Raw genomic sequence first — 18,453 nt, forward strand, 5'->3', positions numbered from 1 at the left:
ATGCTTCTCAAGATATTTTCGTTTTAGTTTCTTTTCACATTCGTTTGTCTGTCCTATTGATTTGCCAGCCACAAGCAGCGGGGAGGATGGGATGAGCGGTTATGTCTTGGCGATAGACCAGGGGACCACGTCGACACGGGCAATCGTCTTCGATCATCGGATGAAGGTCGCGGGTGTTGGGCAGAAGGAGTTTGCGCAGCTCTATCCGCAATCCGGCTGGGTCGAGCACGATCCTGAAGATATCTGGCAGAGCGTGCTCTCAACCGTCCGCAAGGCCATCAAGGCCGCCGGCATCGAGGCGAAAGATATTGCTTCGGTCGGCATTACCAACCAGCGCGAGACGGTCGTCGTCTGGGAACGCGAGAGCGGCAAGCCGATCCAGAACGCCATCGTCTGGCAGGACCGCCGTACCGCGAACTATTGCGAAAAGCTGAAACGGCAGGACCTCGAAAAACTGTTCACACGCCGCACCGGCCTTCTGCTCGATCCCTATTTTTCCGGCACCAAGCTTTCGTGGATGCTCGCCAATGTTAGAGGTGCCCGGGCAAGGGCGGCCAAGGGCGATCTCTGCTTCGGGACGATCGATACCTTCCTGATCTGGCGGCTAACGGGCGGCAAATCGTTTGTTACCGACGCCACCAACGCGTCGCGGACGCTTATGTACAATATCGCCGACAACGAATGGGATGCCGACCTGCTCGAGATTCTGCGCGTGCCTGCGGCCATACTTCCTGAGGTCAAGGATTGCGCCGCCGATTTCGGTGTGACCGAGCCCGACATCTTCGGGGCGGCGATCCCGATACTAGGTGTTGCCGGTGACCAGCATGCGGCGATGATCGGCCAGGCCTGCTTTGAGCCGGGCATGATGAAATCGACCTATGGCACTGGGTGCTTCGCGCTTCTCAACACCGGCGACGATATCGTGCGCTCGAAGAACAGGCTGTTGACGACAATCGCCTATCGCCTCGATGGCGAGACGACCTATGCGCTCGAAGGCTCGATCTTCATCGCCGGGGCCGCCGTGCAATGGCTGCGTGACGGCCTGAGGTTGATCAAGCGCGCCTCTGACAGCGGTGATCTTGCCGATCAGGCGGACCCGACGCAGGAGGTCTATATGGTGCCGGCGTTCACGGGGCTTGGCGCGCCGTATTGGGACGCCCATGCCCGTGGGGCGATGTTCGGCCTTACTCGCAATACGGGACCGGCGGAATTTGCCCGGGCGGCGCTGGAGGCCGTTTGCTACCAGACACGGGACCTTCTCGACGCCATGCACAAGGATTGGAGAAACGGCGCCGAAGGCACCGTGCTTCGGGTCGATGGCGGGATGGTCGCCTCCGACTGGACGATGCAACGGCTGGCGGACCTGCTCGACGCGCCGGTGGACCGGCCGACGATCCTCGAAACGACCGCGCTCGGGGCCGCATGGCTTGCCGGCAGTCGGGCAGGGGTCTGGCCGGATCGCGAGGCTTTCGCCAAGGCCTGGGCGCGGGATCGGCGGTTCGAGCCCCAGATGGATGAAAAGCTTCGCTCGGCCAAGCTGAAGGGCTGGAGGAACGCCGTGAAGAGGACGCTGAGCGAGGCTTAATCGAGAGTCTTTCCAGCGACTTGGGGTCAAGGGCTGACCAATGGCGGCAACAAGTTCATTCAACTATTCAACCAGGCATTAAGCCCATGCGCGGCCGCTCGGCCGGTGGCTAAGCAGGCTGTGAGCAGATAGCCGCCGGTCGGGGCTTCCCAGTCGAGCATTTCGCCGGCGACGAAAACGCCGGGGAGGGCGTTGAGCATGTAACTGCGGTCAACGCTCGCCCAGCCGATACCGCCGGCCGACGAGATCGCCTCGGCGATGGGCCGCGGCCTTACCAGCGGAACCGGAAGCGCCTTGATGAGGCGGGCAAGCTGCTCCGGATCGTGGAGGTCGGCCGCTGCCAATTCGCGCAGGACGGCAGCCTTAACGCCCTCGATGCCGGCGCCCTTGCGCAGGCGCGTGGAAAGGCTTGCCTTCGCCGTCTGGCGGGCGAGATCCTTCGACAGCCGGTTCTCCGTCCGGCCGGGCATCAGGTCGAGCGTTAGCGTGGCAGCACCTTCCTCCTCGAGCCGATCGCGCAAGGCGGCGGAATGCGCATAGACCAGACTTCCCTCGATGCCATGTTGCGTCACCACCATCTCCCCCGGAAAGCTGCCGGCGTCGGAGGTGGCCATAACCGATTTCAGCGGCGCACCGGCAAAGCGTTCGCGAAACGGAGCGCTCCAGTCGACATCGAAGCCGCAATTCGCGGCCCTGAAATCCACGATCCCGACGCCCTTGGCGCGGAGGCAGGGCATCAAGGTCGCATCCGAGCCGAGCCTTGGCCAGCTGGCGCCGCCAAGCGCCAGGAGCACGCCATCGCAGCGAACGATCTTCGAACCCTCCGGTGTGGCGAAGACATAGCCGTCCTCAGTAAAGCCGGTCCAGCGATGGCGGACACGCAGTTCGACGCCTAGCACCTCGAGCCTTCGCAGCCAGGCGCGCAGCAATGGCGATGCTTTCATTGCCTTTGGAAAGACGCGACCCGAAGAGCCGACGAATGTCTCTGTGTCAAGCGCTCTTGCCCAGCCGCGAATATCCTCCGGTCGAAAACCATCGAGCGCCGATCGTAGGTGTTCCGACGCTGCGCCGAAGCGCTTGACAAAGAGTGCGTAATCCTCGGAATGGGTGATGTTGAGACCGGATTTGCCGGCCAGCAGGAACTTGCGAGCGACTGTCGGCATGCTGTCGTAGATCGTGACGGCATGACCGGTTTCGGCAAGGAACTCAGCCGCCATCAGCCCCGAAGGGCCACCGCCGATGATCGCAATCTGTTTTCCGTTCACTCGCCCACCTGACGCCCCGAATCGTTGCTGCAGTCTTGGCCTGCTACGAGACGGCGTGCAACAGGTTGTGTCGACTTTCCGGTGAGCGGGGCTGGCGCAGTCATCGCGACGGCTGCGCCAGCCGGCGGCCTTTTCAGGGCTTCCAGACGCCGGCGATTTGGCGGGTGGCGACGTTCAGGCGGTTCCAGAGGTTGATGTTTGCGATTGCCAGAACGAGGAGCGCGAGGTCGGCTTCGCCATAATGTCGCGCGGCCTGCTCCCATATGTCGTCAGGCACGGGGTCCGATCTATCGCTGAGGCGGGTTACGGCTTCGGTGAGCGCGAGTGCTGCGCGCTCCGCCTCGTCGAAATAAGGGGTGTCCCGCCAGGCGGCGACGGCGAACAGGCGTTCGTCGGTCTCACCGGCCTTCTTCGCCAGGCGAGGATGCCCGTCGACACAGACGCCGCAGCCGTTGATCTGGCTCGCCCGTAGGTTGATCAGCTCGAGCGTGCGGGTCGAAATGCCGCCGTTTCTCGTCACGTTCGCCACGGCCTGTAGCGCCTGCATCGCGTCGGGAACGAGTACCGCCGGGTTGCTAATTCTTGCTTGCATGTTTCATCTCCTTCCGGTGTGTTTTCAAATTCCGGATGCTGGATATCCGGCAATCTTGACGACGTGGCCGGCGGGACGATTTTCCTGTCACATCAAGCCGGCCTCGTTCGTCAAAGGGATGACGGAACGCGACGGGGAAATGTGACCGATGAACGAGAAAAAATTTCTGGCTGAACGGTTCGAGGCTGATCGTAGCCATTTGCGGGCGGTGGCCTATCGCATGCTCGGCTCTCGAAGCGAGGCCGACGATGCCGTCCAGGAGGCATGGCTACGCCTCAGCCGCGCCGATACGATGGAGGTCTCGAACCTTACCGGATGGCTGACGACCGTCGTCGGACGGGTGTGCCTCGACATGTTGCGGTCGCGCAGATCGCGGCGCGAGGCGCCGTGGGGTCCGGACGTGCCGGAGCCTGTAGCTCCTGGCGAAAATGCAGAGCAGGAGGCGGCGATGGCAGATCAGGTCGGCGCCGCAATGCTGGTCGTGCTGGAGAGGCTGGCGCCGGCTGAGCGGCTTGCCTTCGTTCTGCATGACATGTTTGCCGTGCCTTTCGACGATATCGCGCCGATCGTCGGGCGCTCGACGGAGGCGGTGAGGCAGCTTGCGAGCCGGGCCCGGCGTCGCGTCGAGGGAAGTGAGCCGCCAGTTGCTGCCGATCGGACCCATCAGCGGAAAATCGTCCACGCTTTCCTTGCCGCGGCCAAAGGCGGGGATTTCGAGGGGTTGCTGGCGATCCTCGATCCGGACGTGATCTTTCGGTCCGATGCGGCGGGCGTTCAGTTGGGCGCCCTTGCCGAGGTTCGTGGTGCGGCAGCTGTGGCCGGCATCTTCAAGGGAAGAGCCCAGGGAGCGAAGGCTGCGATGGTCAACGGCGAATTGGGCCTTGTCGTCGCGTTCCACGGTGTGCTGCGCGTCGTGCTGCGCCTGACGTTCGACAACGGGCGGATCAACGCGATAAACGCCGTTGCCGACCCCGAACGCCTTCGCGAAACGGACTACGCGATCTTGGCGAGCGAATGATTTAGCGCGCCGGCACCAGCATGCGCAACAGCGTACCGTCCTTCAGGAAGAACTGGTGGAACAGCGCCGCTGCGGCATGCAGGCCGATCAGAATGATGAATATGGGTTTGGCGAGGCTGTGGATGCCTCCGAAAGGGCCGAGCTGATAATAGGCGAGCAGGCCGGTGATCGGGACTGCGACCAGAAGCACATAGAAGGTCCAGTGGGCAAATCGAGCGAGGAGAACCAGCGGTGCGGGCCCGCCAGCCGGTTTCGGCGTGCCGACGAACAGTCGCAGGGCCAATCTGAGGCAGACCAGGGCAAGGATTGCGATGCCGACCCAGTAGTGGGCAGTGCCCATCGATGCATCGAACGACGAGACGATGCGGTCGCGGATCCGCGCCCTGACGACGTGGGTCATGCTGTCGCCAAGCAGGAGCTGGAAGATAACAAGCGCGGCGATGAGCCAATGCAGCGATATCTGAGCGGCGGAGTAGCCGAGCGGTCGTACTGATCGCATGAATGTCGTTTCCCTATTCTACCTGGCGGGATTATGGACCATGGCTCCTGACGGCAGCCTGAATTGCCGGGCCGCCCGGTTTGATCGCCCGCCTCTCAATTTTTTGATGCGTCCTGTCGGTTGTGGCGCTACTTCTTCGTCTTAAATCAAGAGGAGGCTACCGATGCTCTATGCAATCCTGTGCTACAACGACGAAAATGCCGTCTTTGCCTGGTCGAAGGACGAGGAGGAGGCGACCATGGCCCGGCTGCACGCCGTCGAGAAGAAGCTTGCCGACAAAGGCAGGCTCGGGCCGACCGCACGGCTGATGCCGACGACGGCAGCGACGACCCTGCGCAAGGGCAAGGACGAGCCGCTGGTGCTTGACGGTCCGTTTGCCGAGACCAAGGAGCAGTTTCTCGGCTTTTTCGTTGCCGATTTCGAGACGCTCGACGAGGCTGTCGAATTTTCGAGAGAGCTGGCGATCGCCAATCCTGGCGCCGGCGCCTATGAGATCCGGCCGCTTTACGTCTTCAGGCCGGGGACTATTTCGACATGACCGATATTGTCTGGATCGACAAGGCACTGACATCGGCAAGGCCCCAGGCGCTCGGGGCATTGCTTCGTTACTTCCGAAATCTCGACATTGCCGAGGAAGCGTTCCAGGAGGCCTGTCTCCGGGCGCTGAAAACCTGGCCGGACAAAGGGCCACCGCGCGATACGGTCGCCTGGCTGATCCTCGTTGGTCGCAACAGCGGCATCGACGTCGTCCGTCGCCGCAGCAAGACCGAGGCGTTGCCGGAAGAGGCCGCATTCTCGGACACCGGCGACGCCGAGGCCGAGATGGCCGAACGCCTCGACGGCTCAAACTATCGCGACGATATCCTCAGGCTGCTGTTCATCTGCTGCCATCCGGATCTGCCGGCGACCCAGCAGATCGCGGTGGCGCTCAGGATCGTCTCCGGTCTTTCGGTTGCGCAGATCGCCAAGGCATTCCTGGTCGGCGAAAGCGCCATGGAGCAACGTATCACGCGGGCGAAGGCCCGGATTGCTGCAGCCGGCGTTGCTTTCGAGATCCCCGGTGCGGTCGAGCGCAGCGAACGCATGACGGTCGTCTCCTCGATGATCTATCTCGTCTTCAATGAGGGCTATTCCAGCGGCGAAGTTTCGCGTGACACATCCGCGTTTACCGACGAGGCAATTCGGCTCGCGCGCCTGCTTCTACGCATCTTTCCTTCTGAGCCCGAGACGATGGGGCTTCTGGCGCTGATGCTTCTGCAGCACTCGCGCAAGGCGGCGCGATTTGATGGTCGAGGGCAGATGGTCCTGCTTGAGGATCAGGATCGCTCGCGCTGGAACCGCGAGATCATCAACGAGGCATTAGCCCTGCTCGACAAGGCTATCCGCCACCGCCAGCCGGGTCCCTATCAGTTTCAGGCGGCCATCGCCGCTTTGCACGCGCGGGCGCTTCGGGCCGAAGACACGGACTGGGAAGAAATCGACCTTCTCTATCAGGGTCTCGAGCGCCTGCAGCCGTCACCGGTCGTCACCCTCAATCGGGCCGTGGCTGTCTGCAAGCTCAAAGGGGCCGGTGAAGCGCTGGCGCTGATCGAGCCGCTGGCAGAACGCCTGTCATCCTATTTCTATTTTCATGGCGTCAGGGGCGGTCTGCTGATGCAGCTCAAGCGCGATGGCGAAGCCCGTGAGGCTTTCAACCGGGCAATTGCGCTTGCAAATTCCACCGCCGAGGCGGCACACATCCGCCAGCAGCTCGATCGCCTTGAAGGCGACGCCGTCGCATTTCTCGCGAAATAATTTTTGATAATTTCCCCTAAGTCCTGTCGACACGGGGGCCATCGCAGCGTCCTTGGGATACAGGCCGCAGAGGCTGCGTTTCAAACAAGAGGAAGCACCAAAGTCATGACCGAACAGGACATTACCCCGAAATTCGAACTGTCGCTCACCCGCGTGATCGATGCACCGCGCGACAAGATATTCAAGGCCTGGACCAATCCCGATCTCGTCAAGCAGTGGTTCGCTCCGCTGCCCTGGAGCACGCCGCATGTCGAAATGGATGTTCGGCCGGGCGGCGCGAACCTCTTCGTCATGAGCGATCCCGACGGCAATCAGTTTCCGAACCGCGGCGTCTATCTCGAGGTCGTCGAGAACGAGAAGCTCGTCTTCACCGACGCCTTCACCAGCGCCTGGGTTCCCTCGGCAAAGCCATTCATGGTCGCAACGATCACGCTCGAAGACCTCGGCGGCGGCAAGACCAGATATACGGCAACAGTCCTGCACTGGAGCGAAGAGGACCGCCAGGCCCATGAAAAGATGGGTTTCCACCAGGGCTGGGGGCAGTGCTCCGATCAGCTTGCGGCACTCGTCGCCAGGATCTGATTTCATATCGGTGCTCAGGAGGATACGGCCATGGCATACCCAATCGATTCAACCGGGGTGTCGCGCCCGCAGCGCATGCCGGCAGCATTTTTAGCGGCCTGATCGTCGCCTTTCTGGTCCTCGACGGGGCAATCAAGCTGATCCCGATCTCGCCGGTGACCGAGACGATGGCGGCGCTCGGCTATTCCAGCGATCCGATCCTTGCACGCGGCCTTGGTATCATTACGCTCGCCTGCGCGCTGCTTTATGCCATTCCAAGGACTTCGGTGCTTGGAGCGACCCTTCTGACCGGCCTTCTGGGTGGCGGCAGCCCGATCTTCTTGCATCTGCTCTTCGGCGCCTACCTCGGCATCATCGCCTGGGGCGGCCTTTATCTAAGGTATGAAGCGGTTCGTAGAATGATTCCGTTCAAGCTCTGATGTGATTGATTTTGGAATCGAATTGCATGCCGTTGGGGCTGCGGCCTACCGATCTTCATCGCTGCCCCCATCAACTTTTTCGAACGAACTCTTCTAATATTCCCGTTTGCGAAGCCGATCATGGCTGCTTATCTGCTTGTCGATAACAGGATGGGAAAACACCATGGAACTCGGACTTTACACATTCGCTGACGTCGATCCCAATCCTGCCGGCGGGAAGGGTGCCGAAGCTGCGCGACGGGTCAGGGACCTTGTCGAGGAAGTCGAGCTTGCCGATCAGGTCGGGCTCGATGTGTTCGGGCTTGGCGAGCATCATCGGCCAGACTATGCCGCCTCTGCACCGGCGATGATCCTGGCTGCGGCGGCGGTGAAAACGAAAAACATCCGGCTCACCAGCGCGGTCACGGTGCTGAGCTCCGACGATCCCGTTCGTGTCTTCCAGCAGTTCTCGACACTCGACCTGCTGTCGAACGGTCGCGCCGAGATCATGGCGGGACGCGGATCGTTCATCGAATCGTTTCCGCTGTTCGGCTATAATCTGGAAGACTACGACCAGCTGTTCGAGGAAAAACTCGATCTGCTGCTGGCGATCCGGGACGGTGAGCATGTGAACTGGTCGGGCGCGATGCGTCCGCCGCTCAACGGCCAGGGCGTCTATCCTCGTCCGCTGCAGGAGCCGTTGCCGGTCTGGATCGCGGTTGGTGGGACGCCGCAGTCGGTCGCGCGCGCTGGTGCTTTCGGCCTACCGGTCGCGATCGCGATCATCGGCGGCGAACCGCGCCGTTTCGCGCCCTTGCTCGATCTCTACCGCGAGGCTGCGCGCCGCGCCGATCAGGATGCGACCAGGCTGAAGACCAGTATCAACGTGCATGGCTTTATCGCCGACACCACGCAAGCGGCTGCCGATCAATTTTACGGGCCGCAATCGGAGGTGATGAACCGGATCGGACGGGAGCGAGGCTGGGGGCCGACCAGCCGGGCGCAGTTCGATCTTTCACGTGGTCCGAACGGCGCCTTGTTCCTTGGCGACCCCGAAACGGTGGCCGAGAAGATCGTCGCGCATCACCGCATCTTCAAGAACGACCGCTTCCTGCTGCAGATGGCGATCGGGTTGATGCCGCATGCGCAAGTCATGCGTGGCATCGAACTCTACGGCACGAAAGTGGCGCCCCTGGTTAGAAAGGCATTGACTGAGGGCTAAGGAGAGGCGAAAGCGACAGCTTGATCCTATCCGCCCGGTGCTGCCGGGAACGAGCCGGAAGCCGCGAATGATCATTTGCAACGACGACGAACTGACAAAGCTCAGAGAAATCGGCCGTATCTGCGCCAATGCGCTGAAGGCGATGGCCGCCGCTCTCGAGCCCGGCATGACCACGCTGGAGCTCGATCAGATCGGTCGCAAGGTGCTGGAGGATGCCGGCGCGCGCTCGGCGCCGGAATTCTGCTACAGGTTTCCGGGTGCGACCTGCATCAGCGTCAATGAAGAGGTGGCCCACGGCATTCCCGGGCCGCGGGTGATCCTTGCCGGCGATCTCGTCAATCTCGATGTGTCGGCCGAAAAGGACGGTTTCTTTTCGGACACCGGCGCATCCTTCACCGTGCCGCCGGTCAAGCCGAAGGTGGAGCGCCTGTGCCGCGACGGCAAGCGGGCGCTTTGGATCGGGCTCAATCAGGTGCGCAGCGACGCCGCATTCTTGCAAATAGGCAAGGCAATCGGCGCCTTTGCGGCCAAGAACCGCTATACCCTCGTTGCAAATCTCGCCAGCCACGGTATCGGTCGCTCGCTGCACGAGGAGCCGGCCGAGGTTTCCACCTGGGCCGATCCAAGCGAAACGCGCGTCATGCAGGACGGGCTCGTCTTTACCGTCGAGCCCTTTCTATCGCTCGGCGCCACCTGGGCCGAAGGCGGCGACGATGCCTGGACGCTCTACAGCGACCCACGCGCCCCGACGGTGCAGTTCGAGCACACCGTCGTTGCCACGCGCAACGGGCCGATCATCCTGACGCTTGCCGACGAGTGATACTTTCCGAAAAACCGTGGCCTATTCCGAGGCTTCCGGCTTCGGCCGCAGGATGTCGGCGGCTGCCTGTTCGAGGATCGCGGCGATGCGGATGCCTTCGGCCTTCGTCCACGGATATTTCATCCTGAGTGCCGAGCGCAGCAGCTGGCGCGCCGCCCGGACCTCTCCGACATCGCGATCAAAGGCGCTGTCGTCGCGCTCTTCGCCGCCGCCGTCTTCCGAGCCGAACATTCGCCGCACATGGGCCATCTTCTCGCCGATGTGGCCGAGCTTGGCGAGCGTCACCTCGATCAGCGCACGGTTTTCATCGACGCGGGCCTGGCCGGCTTCGGTGATGCGATAGAGCTTCTTCGTGCCTGAGACCTCGACTTCGGCAAGCGCCGTTTCCTCAAGATAGGTAAGGGCTGGGTAGATGACGCCCGGGCTCGGCACATAAAAGCCGCCGGAACGCTCCTCGAGAATCTTGATCAATTCATAACCGTGTCGCGGCTGCTCTGAAAGGAGGGCCAGAATGATGAGCTGCAGGTCGGCTGCGTCGAATTTCCGGCCTGTGCGGAAACCGCCGCCGAACATGCCACCCTTGAAACCCCTCATGAATTCTCTCCCCCGCGACCCGCGCTGATCGTAATGTTCGCCGTGTCGCAGGATATACTCCTCGGTTCGGTGAAAGCCACCAGCGAACATGCCACCATGGAAACCTCTCATAACTTTTATCCTTTGTGTTCGTACGAACAGTATCGTTCGTAATGTCGTAAGATATATATCGTAAGATAATTAACCGCAAGATTGGCGTTCGAAAATTTTCGGCGGAGCGGGGATTGCGAAGATGACGCGTCGTCGATTATCCGGCCGTGGCGAGGGTTGGCGGGCGAACACGCGCAGTTACAATTGCGTAACAATGGGACGAAGCCGGTTGCCGCGTCTTTCGAACTGTCTTAGGTTCGCCGCGAAAAGTCGCCAGCCACTGTCGAAAGACGAAGCCCAAGGTCGAACGACCAAGCCAAGAAAGCCCCGCCGCCCGTGTTCCATTCCTTTTTTCCCCAGCCAAGGCTGTTCTTTACCTCGCTTATCGTCTGGACTTTGGTTGCCATAGCTGGCTGGTATCTGTTCGCTGCCGGTTTCGGCGCCGCGCATGGTTTTGCGCCAGTTTCGGAAGAGCAGCAGCCGATCGATCTTTCATTCTTCATGCTTCGCGAAAATCTCTGGTTCTACGGCTACTTCCTGCTAAGCGCGGCAATCTTCTGCGGCGCCTGGCATATAAAGGCAGTCAATCATCCCTGGAAAATATGGTCGGTCTGGGGTTCGGCGCTGATCATCTTTGTCACCTATTTTGGCGTGCAGATCTCAGTCGTGATCAACAACTGGCGCCGTCCGTTCGGGGATCTTTTGCAGAACGCGCTGGTAAAAAAGCCGGGCGTTTCCGTCGAGAATTTCTACGACTTGATGCTGGTCTTTGCGCAGATCGCTTTCCTCAGCATGTTCGTATCGATCATGACCGACTTTTTCACCAGCCACTACATCTTCCGCTGGCGCACGGCGATGAACGATTTCTACATGTCGAAGTGGGAAAAGCTGCGGCATATCGAAGGCGCCTCCCAGCGTGTTCAGGAAGATACGATGCGCTTTTCGAGTACGCTCGAAGGCCTCGGTATCAGCCTGATCAACTCTGTCATGACGCTGGTCGTCTTCCTGCCGATTCTTCTGGCCTTGTCGACCTACGTTACCGAGCTACCCTTTATCGGCAAGGTGCCGAATTCGCTATTCTGGCTCGCACTGTTCTGGTCGGTGTTCGGCACGTTCCTGCTGGCATTTGCGGGTATCAAATTGCCAGGATTGAATTTCAAGAACCAGCGTGTCGAGGCGGCCTATCGCAAGGAGCTGGTCTATGGTGAGGATCATGGAGACCGGGCTCAGCCGGCCACCGTCGTCGAACTGTTCTCCAACGTCCGCCGCAACTACTTCCGCATGTATTTCCACTACATGTATTTCAACGTTGCCCGCTACTTCTACCTCCAGGCCGACAATCTTTTCGTGATCTTCATGCTGGTGCCGACCATCGTTGCCGGGGTGATCACTTACGGGATATTCCAGCAGATCTCGACCGCGTTCGGACAGGTCAGCAACTCGTTCCAGTATCTCGTGAATTCCTGGACAACGATTATCGAATTGCTGTCGATCCATAAGCGTCTGAAGGCTTTCGAGGCTGCAATCGATGACGAACCACTGCCGGCGATCGATCGGTATTATCTCGAACGGCAGGCGGAAAACGTCAACGTGGATGCTTGAGCGGCCTGGATTGACATGAAATGGAAGGCTCCGGAGACGGAGCCTTTTTTGTAAGTTCGGAGCCAGACACCCCCTCTGTCGGCCTCGCCGACAGAGGGGGTGTAAAGGCGAGAGCTAGCGTGACGCAATCAAAGCCCGGACCCTTGCGGCTTTCCGCGGGCTGCAATCATCGGCAGGGCTTGCGAATAGCTGATGCAGGCGACCTCCGGCCGGTGGCAGACGTCGCTGACGAAGCGGTCGAGCGCGTGCCAATAGGCGCCGGCATTCATCTCGACGAAATGGAAGCCGAGCTGGAGCGGGATGCGGTCGCCGTCATATTCCTTGTCGAACGCAGCCTCGAAGGCATCGAAGGTGCGGTCTTCGAACGATTTTGAATCCTGGGCGTCCTCGACGCCCTTCGAATGATGGACATAGAAATTATAGTCCATGCCGATCACGAGATGGTGGTCCGGGCCTTCTGGAATCAGCGGCAGGCCGAAACGGGCAAGCCCGCCGACGCTTTGCGGCAGCTGTGGCCCCCTGGTTACGAGGCTGGCGTCATATTCGAAGCCAATCGCCTTCTCCGCCGGAACCAGGCCGTCGCTGGTGGAGAGATAGGGCGCGCGGAAGCCCTTGACGTCGTGGGTGGCGAATTTCTCCCAGCCGTCAGGCTCTTCGGTTGCGGCGCCCGCATTCTTCCAGGCGTCGCGCAATGCGACGCGCGCGGAGATAAACTCCTGTTTCCAGTCGGCCTCCGTCCATTTCTTGCCGTCGAAGTGACCGCAGGCGTGGCTCGAAATATCGGCGCCTTCCTGATGCGCGCCCCAAATATTGGCGATGCGCGTGCGGATCTCGTCGTCGCTCTTGGCAAAGCCGACGTTCGACTTTCCAGGCTTCTGTCCGGGTCCCTGATAGGCCTTTGCCTGATCGTGGTTCATCAGAAAGGTGCAGGAGAGGAAATAGGTGAAGTGGGCGCCGTTGCGCGTAGCGATCTCGCGGCTTTTCGTCCAGAGCGCATTGTCATGCGCGCCGTCGAAGGAGATGAGGACGATCTGCTTCGGTTTGTCTTCCGACCTTGCCGCAGGGCAGAGCAAAAGAGACAGGGCAACGGCCGAAGAATAGAGCTTTATTGGAGACGAATGTGAAAACATGGGCACCGCGACGATTTGCTTCGGGTTTTGATGCCTTGCGATTGTGGCGAAGCCGGGATCGCTGTGGCAATTTTTAGCCAAACCGGGCATTGATGGCTGACACAGCCTTGAACAGGATCTCATTCATGACATTGCTAGCCGTCGGCCTCATACTTTTTCTCGGCGTCCATCTGATCCGAACCCTTGCCCCCGGCTTTCGCCAATCGATGATCGATCGCCTTGGCAAGCCGACCTGGACGGGAATTTATTCGGTTGCCAGCCTCGTCACTTTCGTCTTCCTCGTTTATGCCTTCAGTGTCGCGCGGACTGCAACGACTGTTCTCTATTCGCCGCCTGCCTGGGCTTCGCACATCACCATCGCCCTGATGCTCGTCGCCATGATCTGTCTTGTCGCGAGCCTGTTGCCAGCAGGCCGCATCGCGACAGCGGTGAAGCATCCGATGGTGCTTTCGGTAAAGATCTGGGCGTTGGCACATCTGATCGCCAACGGCGACAGCGCGTCGGTCCTGCTATTCACGGCGTTCCTCGCCTGGGGCGTGATCCTCAGGATTTCGTTGAAGCGGCGGGCCCGGGCCGGCGAGATCAATGTGAGGCCGTTCGTATCTGCGAAATACGATCTCTACGCGGCCGTCCTTGGCGTTGTGCTCTGGGTGTTGATCATCTGGAAGCTGCATGAGTGGATTATCGGAGTTTCGCCACTTTCGATGACATGATTTCGGCAACTCCCCCTTACATCGGCGGCAAAATGGAGTAGAAGGCCCCTTCACGCGCTGCATCCAGCTGGCGTGATCCCGTTTTGAAAAGATTGAGTTAGGCCCGGGCCGGAGACGAGAATGGCATTCAACGACGATAGCTTCATCCGTGAAGTCAACGAGGAACTTCGTTCCGATCAGCTGCGGTTCGTATGGCGCCGCTTCGGGCGCATTTTCGTTGGCATCGCCGTGCTCATCGTCTTTGCCACCGCCGCCTTCAGCGCCTACCGCTACTGGGCCGGCAATCAGGCCGGCAGCACCGGCGACAAGTTCATCGCCGCTCTGACGCTTGCCGACCAGAACAAGAGCGACGAAGCGCTTGCCGCGTTGAGCGCCATCGAGAAGGATGGGCTCGGCTCCTATCCGCTTTTGGCCAAGATGCGTGCTGCAACGCTGCAGGCTCAGAAGGGCGATGTTACGGGCGCCGTTGCCGCCTTCACGGAAATCAGCAAACAGTCCGGCGTGCCGTCGGTCATTCGCGATGCCGCGCGGGTGCGCGCAGCATTCCTGCTGGTCGATACCGGAACCTACGACCAGATCTCGGCGCAGGTCGAGGAATTGGCCGTGCCGGCAAACGGCTTTCGCCATTCGGCCCGTGAAGTTCTCGGTCTTGCCGCTTTCAAGGCGGGCGATTTCGTCAAGGCTCGTCAGTGGTATCAGGCCATCGTCGACGACCAGCAGTCGCCGCGCAACGTTGCCAACCGCGCGCAGATGATGCTTGATAACATCATCGCCTCCGGCAAAGCCCCACTGGCCAAGGGCTAAAGGAAAAACAATCCCATGAGTTTCACGGTCGCCATCGTCGGTCGCCCGAATGTCGGCAAGTCCACGCTTTTCAACCGTCTGGTTGGCAAGAAGCTGGCGCTTGTCGACGACACGCCCGGCGTCACCCGCGACCGCAGGCCGGGCGATGCCCGGCTGATGGGTCTGAAGTTCCGCATCATCGATACCGCCGGTCTCGAAGAGGCTCACGAGGATACGCTGGAAGGCCGTATGCGGGCGCAGACGGAAGCGGCGATCGAGGAGGCGGACCTGACGCTTTTCATCGTTGATGCCAAATCCGGCCTGACGCCGCTCGACAAGACCTTTGGCGAATTGCTGCGTCGAAGCGGCAAGCCCGTGGTTCTCGTTGCCAACAAGTCGGAAGCCAAGGGCTCCGAAGGCGGCTTCTACGACGCCTTTACGCTCGGTCTCGGCGAGCCATGCCCGATCTCGGCCGAACACGGCCAGGGAATGATTGATCTTCACAACGCCATCGTCGAGGCAATCGGCGAGGACCGCGCCTATCCTGAGGACGAGGATGTGGCGGAAACCAATGTCAGTATTCCGCGCGCCGACGGCGATGACGTCGAAGAGATCGACGAAGAGCCCGCCTACGACGATACCAAGCCATTGCGCATCGCCATCGTCGGCCGACCGAATGCCGGCAAGTCGACGATGATCAATCGCTTTCTGGGCGAGGATCGTCTGCTGGTCGGCCCGGAAGCGGGCATCACCCGCGACTCGATTTCGGTCGATTGGACGTGGCGCGGCCGCATGGTCCGGATGTTCGACACGGCCGGCATGCGCCGCAAGGCGCGCGTCACGGAGAAGCTGGAGAAGCTTTCGGTCGCCGACGCGCTGCGCGCCATCCGGTTTGCCGAAACCGTCGTCATCGTCTTCGACGCCACCATCCCGTTTGAAAAGCAGGACCTGCAGATCGTCGATCTGGTGCTTCGCGAAGGGCGCGCCGCTGTGCTTGCCTTCAACAAGTGGGATATGATCGACGACCGGCAGCCCGTCCTTGCCGAACTGCGCGAAAAGACCGACCGGCTGCTGCCGCAGGCGCGCGGCATTCGTGCCGTCCCGATCGCCGGGCAGACTGGCGAGGGGCTCGACCGTCTGATGCAGGCGATCGTCGATACCGACAAGGTGTGGAACAAGCGCATCGCGACAGCCAAGCTCAATCGCTGGCTGGAGACACAGCAAATCCAGCATCCGCCACCCGCAGTCTCCGGTCGCCGGATCAAGCTGAAATACATGACGCAGGTGAAGGCCCGCCCGCCGGCCTTCATGATCTCCTGCACACGCTCGGATGCTTTGCCCGAGTCCTACGTTCGCTACCTCACCAACGGGTTGCGCGAGGATTTCGCCATGCCGGGCGTGCCAATCCGTATCCATTTCCGGACATCGGAAAACCCGTACGAGAACAAGAAGAAGCGCTGACTTTGGACTTAAGGACGTTGGGTTTCAGGTCCGGCGTATCATCCGTCCGCGATAATTGGCAACGCGCACGTTGCCGATGAACTGCTTGGTTGCTGCTTCCCACGAATAGGTCATTGCAAGGGCTCTCGCTTCATCCCGATCGCAGGACAGCGCCATCAGGCAGGCTTGCGTGAGGTCGTGGTGGACGGCGCCGGACTTCTCGTGGCCGCCGAGAATATCGGCGGGGCCTGTCACCGGATAGGCGGCGACCGGGACACCGCTTGCGAGCGCTTCGAGGATAGTGTTGCCGAAGGTGTCGGTCCTTGACGGGAAGACGAAAACATTCGCCTGGGCGTAGGACTTTGCCAGCTCCTCGCCGTATTTGGCGCCGGTGAAAAGCACGTCGGGGTAGAGCTTCTTCAATTCGGCAAGGGCCGGGCCATCGCCGATAACCACCTTCGATCCCGGCAGGTCGAGATTGAGGAAGGCAGGCAAGTTCTTCTCGAGCGCCACCCGACCCACGGTCATGAAAATCGGCCGAGGCAGGTCGAAAGGCCTGTCTTCGAGCGGCCTCGGGTGAAACAGCTCCTGGTCGATGCCGCGGGTCCATGGCAGGAGATTGCGGATGCCTTTTGCTTTCAGCTCATTTGCAAGGCTTGGCGTCGCCACCATGCAGCCGTAACCCGCATTGTGAAACCACCGGACAAAGGCATAGAGCCAGGATTTGGGGATCGGCAGCCTTGCCGAAACATATTCCGGAAAACGGGTGTGATAGGTCGTCGAGAACGGCATGCCGTTTTTCTGGCACCACCGGCGCGCCGTCAGGCCGAGCGGACCTTCGGTGGCGATGTGGACATAGGACGGCTTGGCCTCGGCGATCTTCTTGGCGATGCGCCGGTAGCTGGCGATCGAAAGGCGGATTTCGGGATAGGTCGGGCAGGGGATGCTGTGCAGGCCTTCGGGGGTGAGCATCGTGACGTCGACGCCCATGCGCGCCAGCTCGCGATTGGTATTTTCGATGGAGCGAACGACGCCGTTGACTTGCGGATGCCAGGCGTCCGTGACGATGAGCAGCCGCTCTGATGTAATCGTCGCGGTGGCCTCTTCCATCCAGGTCCTGTGGTCGATGTCCGACAAACGTTGCAACATGTCCAAACGCTTCCATCCACGCCGCCTGATGTGAAGGCGCAACGCCTTGCGGCAGCCGAGAATGATTCTCACCCCGGCCTATTGTGATGGCGGTCCATGATGGAAATATTACAGACCTTGCCTGGCAAGGCTCGTGTGGTCCGGCGGCCTCAGGTTCAGGGTTGTCAGGCCCGGGCGATCGTGCGAAGGCCCAACCGCTCCGGCTTCACGAGCGCGCCATGCTCGCTGATGACCTTGGCTGCGATCTTGGCTGCAAAATGAGCGGCGGCAACCGGGTCATGCGACTTCAGATATTCGGCAAGGAAGGCGCCGTTGAAGCTGTCACCGGCGCTGGTGGTATCGACCACCTGTTCGACCATTTCAGCCGGGACCGCTGTGCTGGTTCCGTCCGCGCTGACGATTGCGCCTTCCGCGCCATTCTTGACAACGACGATATGGGCGCCGAGGGTGCGGTAGCGATGGATGGTCGCCCCGACGCTGTCGTCACCAAAATGACTGGCCTCGTCGTCGAAGCTTGGCATGACAAGCGTCGATGCACGGCCGCCTTCGCTGATCGTCGAATGCATGGCATCGAAGCTGGACCACAGCCGCGGCCTGAGGTTGGGGTCGAAGACGACAAGCTTTCCGATGGCCCTTGCGCGCCGCAGCTCGGATAGCAACGTCTCGGTGTCTTCATGGCTGAGGATTGCAAGCGTGATGCCCGAGAAATAAATGACGTCGGCAGCCTCGATGGCATCGCGAAGCCGATCGCCATCGACGGCGAGCTGACGGGCTGCAGAACTGTCGCGCCAATAGCTGAAGGAGCGTTCGCCATTCTTCAGGTTGATCATATAAAGACCCGGCGTCTTGCCGCGGATACGGCGGATTTGCGTGGTGCCGATCCCTGCCTTGGCCATGAATGCCAGCATCTCATCTGACATCGGATCGTCGCCGAGTGCGGTGAAATAGTCGATCGACCACTCCTCAGGCAGGCAGGCGCGCGCGTACCAGGCGGTGTTGAACGTGTCGCCGGCAAAGCCCTTGCGCAGATAGCCGTCATGGGCCTGCGACAGCTCCACCATGCACTCGCCGATCGATAAAAACTTCCCGCCCAACCTGTTCGCTCCCACAAGGCCTGCCTGTGATGCGGTGATACGCAATGCAAACCAAGGAAACAAGGTTTGCGCTGCGCGCGATC

General features: G+C 60.8%; 19 protein-coding genes. 12 read left to right on the forward strand and 7 right to left on the reverse strand.

Annotated elements, in window-relative coordinates:
• Window positions 1-91 precede the first annotated feature (91 nt).
• Complete coding sequence (gene glpK / locus AB4Z52_RS02275; protein WP_442216266.1) at window positions 92-1,585, forward strand: glycerol kinase GlpK; 1,494 nt, start codon at window positions 92-94, stop codon at window positions 1,583-1,585.
• A 59-nt stretch (window positions 1,586-1,644) separates the two neighbouring features.
• Here glpK and AB4Z52_RS02280 read toward each other — a convergent pair whose 3' ends face one another.
• Window positions 1,645-2,850 carry a TIGR03862 family flavoprotein gene (locus tag AB4Z52_RS02280; protein WP_442216267.1) on the reverse strand — a complete coding sequence of 402 codons (1,206 nt, stop codon included), beginning with the start codon at window positions 2,848-2,850 and terminating at the stop codon, window positions 1,645-1,647.
• A 133-nt stretch (window positions 2,851-2,983) separates the two neighbouring features.
• On the reverse strand, window positions 2,984-3,442 hold the full coding sequence (locus tag AB4Z52_RS02285) for a carboxymuconolactone decarboxylase family protein (RefSeq protein WP_442216268.1): 459 nt from the start codon (window positions 3,440-3,442) through the stop codon (window positions 2,984-2,986).
• A gap of 148 nt (window positions 3,443-3,590) precedes the next feature.
• Between AB4Z52_RS02285 and sigJ the strand changes: the two genes are divergently transcribed.
• On the forward strand, window positions 3,591-4,460 hold the full coding sequence (gene sigJ, locus AB4Z52_RS02290) for an RNA polymerase sigma factor SigJ (protein ID WP_442216269.1): 870 nt from the start codon (window positions 3,591-3,593) through the stop codon (window positions 4,458-4,460).
• Between the two features lies 1 nt (window position 4,461).
• On the opposite strand, the gene AB4Z52_RS02295 is transcribed toward sigJ, so the two are convergent.
• Window positions 4,462-4,959, reverse strand: a complete 498-nt coding sequence (locus AB4Z52_RS02295) for a cytochrome b (RefSeq protein WP_442216270.1) — start codon at window positions 4,957-4,959, stop codon at window positions 4,462-4,464.
• A 163-nt stretch (window positions 4,960-5,122) separates the two neighbouring features.
• Here AB4Z52_RS02295 and AB4Z52_RS02300 point away from each other — a divergent pair, with 163 nt between their 5' ends.
• The 6 genes from AB4Z52_RS02300 to map all read left to right on the forward strand — a co-directional run bounded on the left by AB4Z52_RS02300 (window position 5,123) and on the right by map (window position 9,775).
• Window positions 5,123-5,497 carry a YciI family protein gene (locus AB4Z52_RS02300; protein ID WP_442216271.1) on the forward strand — a complete coding sequence of 125 codons (375 nt, stop codon included), beginning with the start codon at window positions 5,123-5,125 and terminating at the stop codon, window positions 5,495-5,497.
• Entirely contained in the window at window positions 5,494-6,753 is a 1,260-nt protein-coding gene (locus AB4Z52_RS02305; protein WP_442216272.1) for an RNA polymerase sigma factor, read from the forward strand. Before AB4Z52_RS02300 ends, AB4Z52_RS02305 begins: the two co-directional genes overlap by 4 nt.
• A 105-nt stretch (window positions 6,754-6,858) precedes the next feature.
• Entirely contained in the window at window positions 6,859-7,335 is a 477-nt protein-coding gene (locus AB4Z52_RS02310) for an SRPBCC family protein (protein WP_442216273.1), read from the forward strand.
• The gene (locus AB4Z52_RS02315) at window positions 7,296-7,754 is read left to right on the forward strand and encodes a DoxX family protein (RefSeq protein WP_442216274.1); all 459 of its coding nucleotides are present in this window, start codon (window positions 7,296-7,298) and stop codon (window positions 7,752-7,754) included. Before AB4Z52_RS02310 ends, AB4Z52_RS02315 begins: the two co-directional genes overlap by 40 nt.
• A 163-nt stretch (window positions 7,755-7,917) precedes the next feature.
• On the forward strand, window positions 7,918-8,955 hold the full coding sequence (locus tag AB4Z52_RS02320) for an LLM class flavin-dependent oxidoreductase (protein ID WP_442216275.1): 1,038 nt from the start codon (window positions 7,918-7,920) through the stop codon (window positions 8,953-8,955).
• Between the two features lie 67 nt (window positions 8,956-9,022).
• Complete coding sequence (gene map / locus AB4Z52_RS02325) at window positions 9,023-9,775, forward strand: type I methionyl aminopeptidase (RefSeq protein ID WP_442216276.1); 753 nt, start codon at window positions 9,023-9,025, stop codon at window positions 9,773-9,775.
• 21 nt (window positions 9,776-9,796) lie between these two features.
• On the opposite strand, the gene AB4Z52_RS02330 is transcribed toward map, so the two are convergent.
• On the reverse strand, window positions 9,797-10,369 hold the full coding sequence (locus AB4Z52_RS02330) for a PadR family transcriptional regulator (protein WP_442216277.1): 573 nt from the start codon (window positions 10,367-10,369) through the stop codon (window positions 9,797-9,799).
• A gap of 426 nt (window positions 10,370-10,795) precedes the next feature.
• Here AB4Z52_RS02330 and sbmA point away from each other — a divergent pair, with 426 nt between their 5' ends.
• Entirely contained in the window at window positions 10,796-12,061 is a 1,266-nt protein-coding gene (gene sbmA / locus AB4Z52_RS02335; RefSeq protein ID WP_442216278.1) for a peptide antibiotic transporter SbmA, read from the forward strand.
• Between the two features lie 128 nt (window positions 12,062-12,189).
• Here the strand turns inward: sbmA and AB4Z52_RS02340 are convergent, their stop codons facing one another.
• Window positions 12,190-13,191 (reverse strand): polysaccharide deacetylase, encoded by a 1,002-nt coding sequence (locus AB4Z52_RS02340; RefSeq protein ID WP_442216279.1) that lies wholly within the window; start codon window positions 13,189-13,191, stop codon window positions 12,190-12,192.
• 125 nt (window positions 13,192-13,316) lie between these two features.
• Here AB4Z52_RS02340 and AB4Z52_RS02345 point away from each other — a divergent pair, with 125 nt between their 5' ends.
• The 3 genes from AB4Z52_RS02345 (at window position 13,317) to der (ending at window position 16,148) form a co-directional block, all read left to right on the forward strand.
• Window positions 13,317-13,904 (forward strand): NnrU family protein, encoded by a 588-nt coding sequence (locus AB4Z52_RS02345; RefSeq protein ID WP_442216280.1) that lies wholly within the window; start codon window positions 13,317-13,319, stop codon window positions 13,902-13,904.
• A 120-nt stretch (window positions 13,905-14,024) separates the two neighbouring features.
• Complete coding sequence (locus AB4Z52_RS02350; protein ID WP_442216281.1) at window positions 14,025-14,708, forward strand: tetratricopeptide repeat protein; 684 nt, start codon at window positions 14,025-14,027, stop codon at window positions 14,706-14,708.
• 15 nt (window positions 14,709-14,723) lie between these two features.
• Complete coding sequence (gene der / locus AB4Z52_RS02355; protein ID WP_442216282.1) at window positions 14,724-16,148, forward strand: ribosome biogenesis GTPase Der; 1,425 nt, start codon at window positions 14,724-14,726, stop codon at window positions 16,146-16,148.
• A gap of 24 nt (window positions 16,149-16,172) precedes the next feature.
• Here der and AB4Z52_RS02360 read toward each other — a convergent pair whose 3' ends face one another.
• The gene (locus tag AB4Z52_RS02360; protein WP_442216640.1) at window positions 16,173-17,237 is read right to left on the reverse strand and encodes a glycosyltransferase family 4 protein; all 1,065 of its coding nucleotides are present in this window, start codon (window positions 17,235-17,237) and stop codon (window positions 16,173-16,175) included.
• A gap of 203 nt (window positions 17,238-17,440) precedes the next feature.
• Window positions 17,441-18,370 carry a sugar kinase gene (locus tag AB4Z52_RS02365; protein ID WP_442216283.1) on the reverse strand — a complete coding sequence of 310 codons (930 nt, stop codon included), beginning with the start codon at window positions 18,368-18,370 and terminating at the stop codon, window positions 17,441-17,443.
• Window positions 18,371-18,453: the final 83 nt, after the last annotated feature.

The organism is Rhizobium sp. 2YAF20 (assembly GCF_052114685.1).
Taxonomy (GTDB): Bacteria; Pseudomonadota; Alphaproteobacteria; order Rhizobiales; family Rhizobiaceae; genus Rhizobium.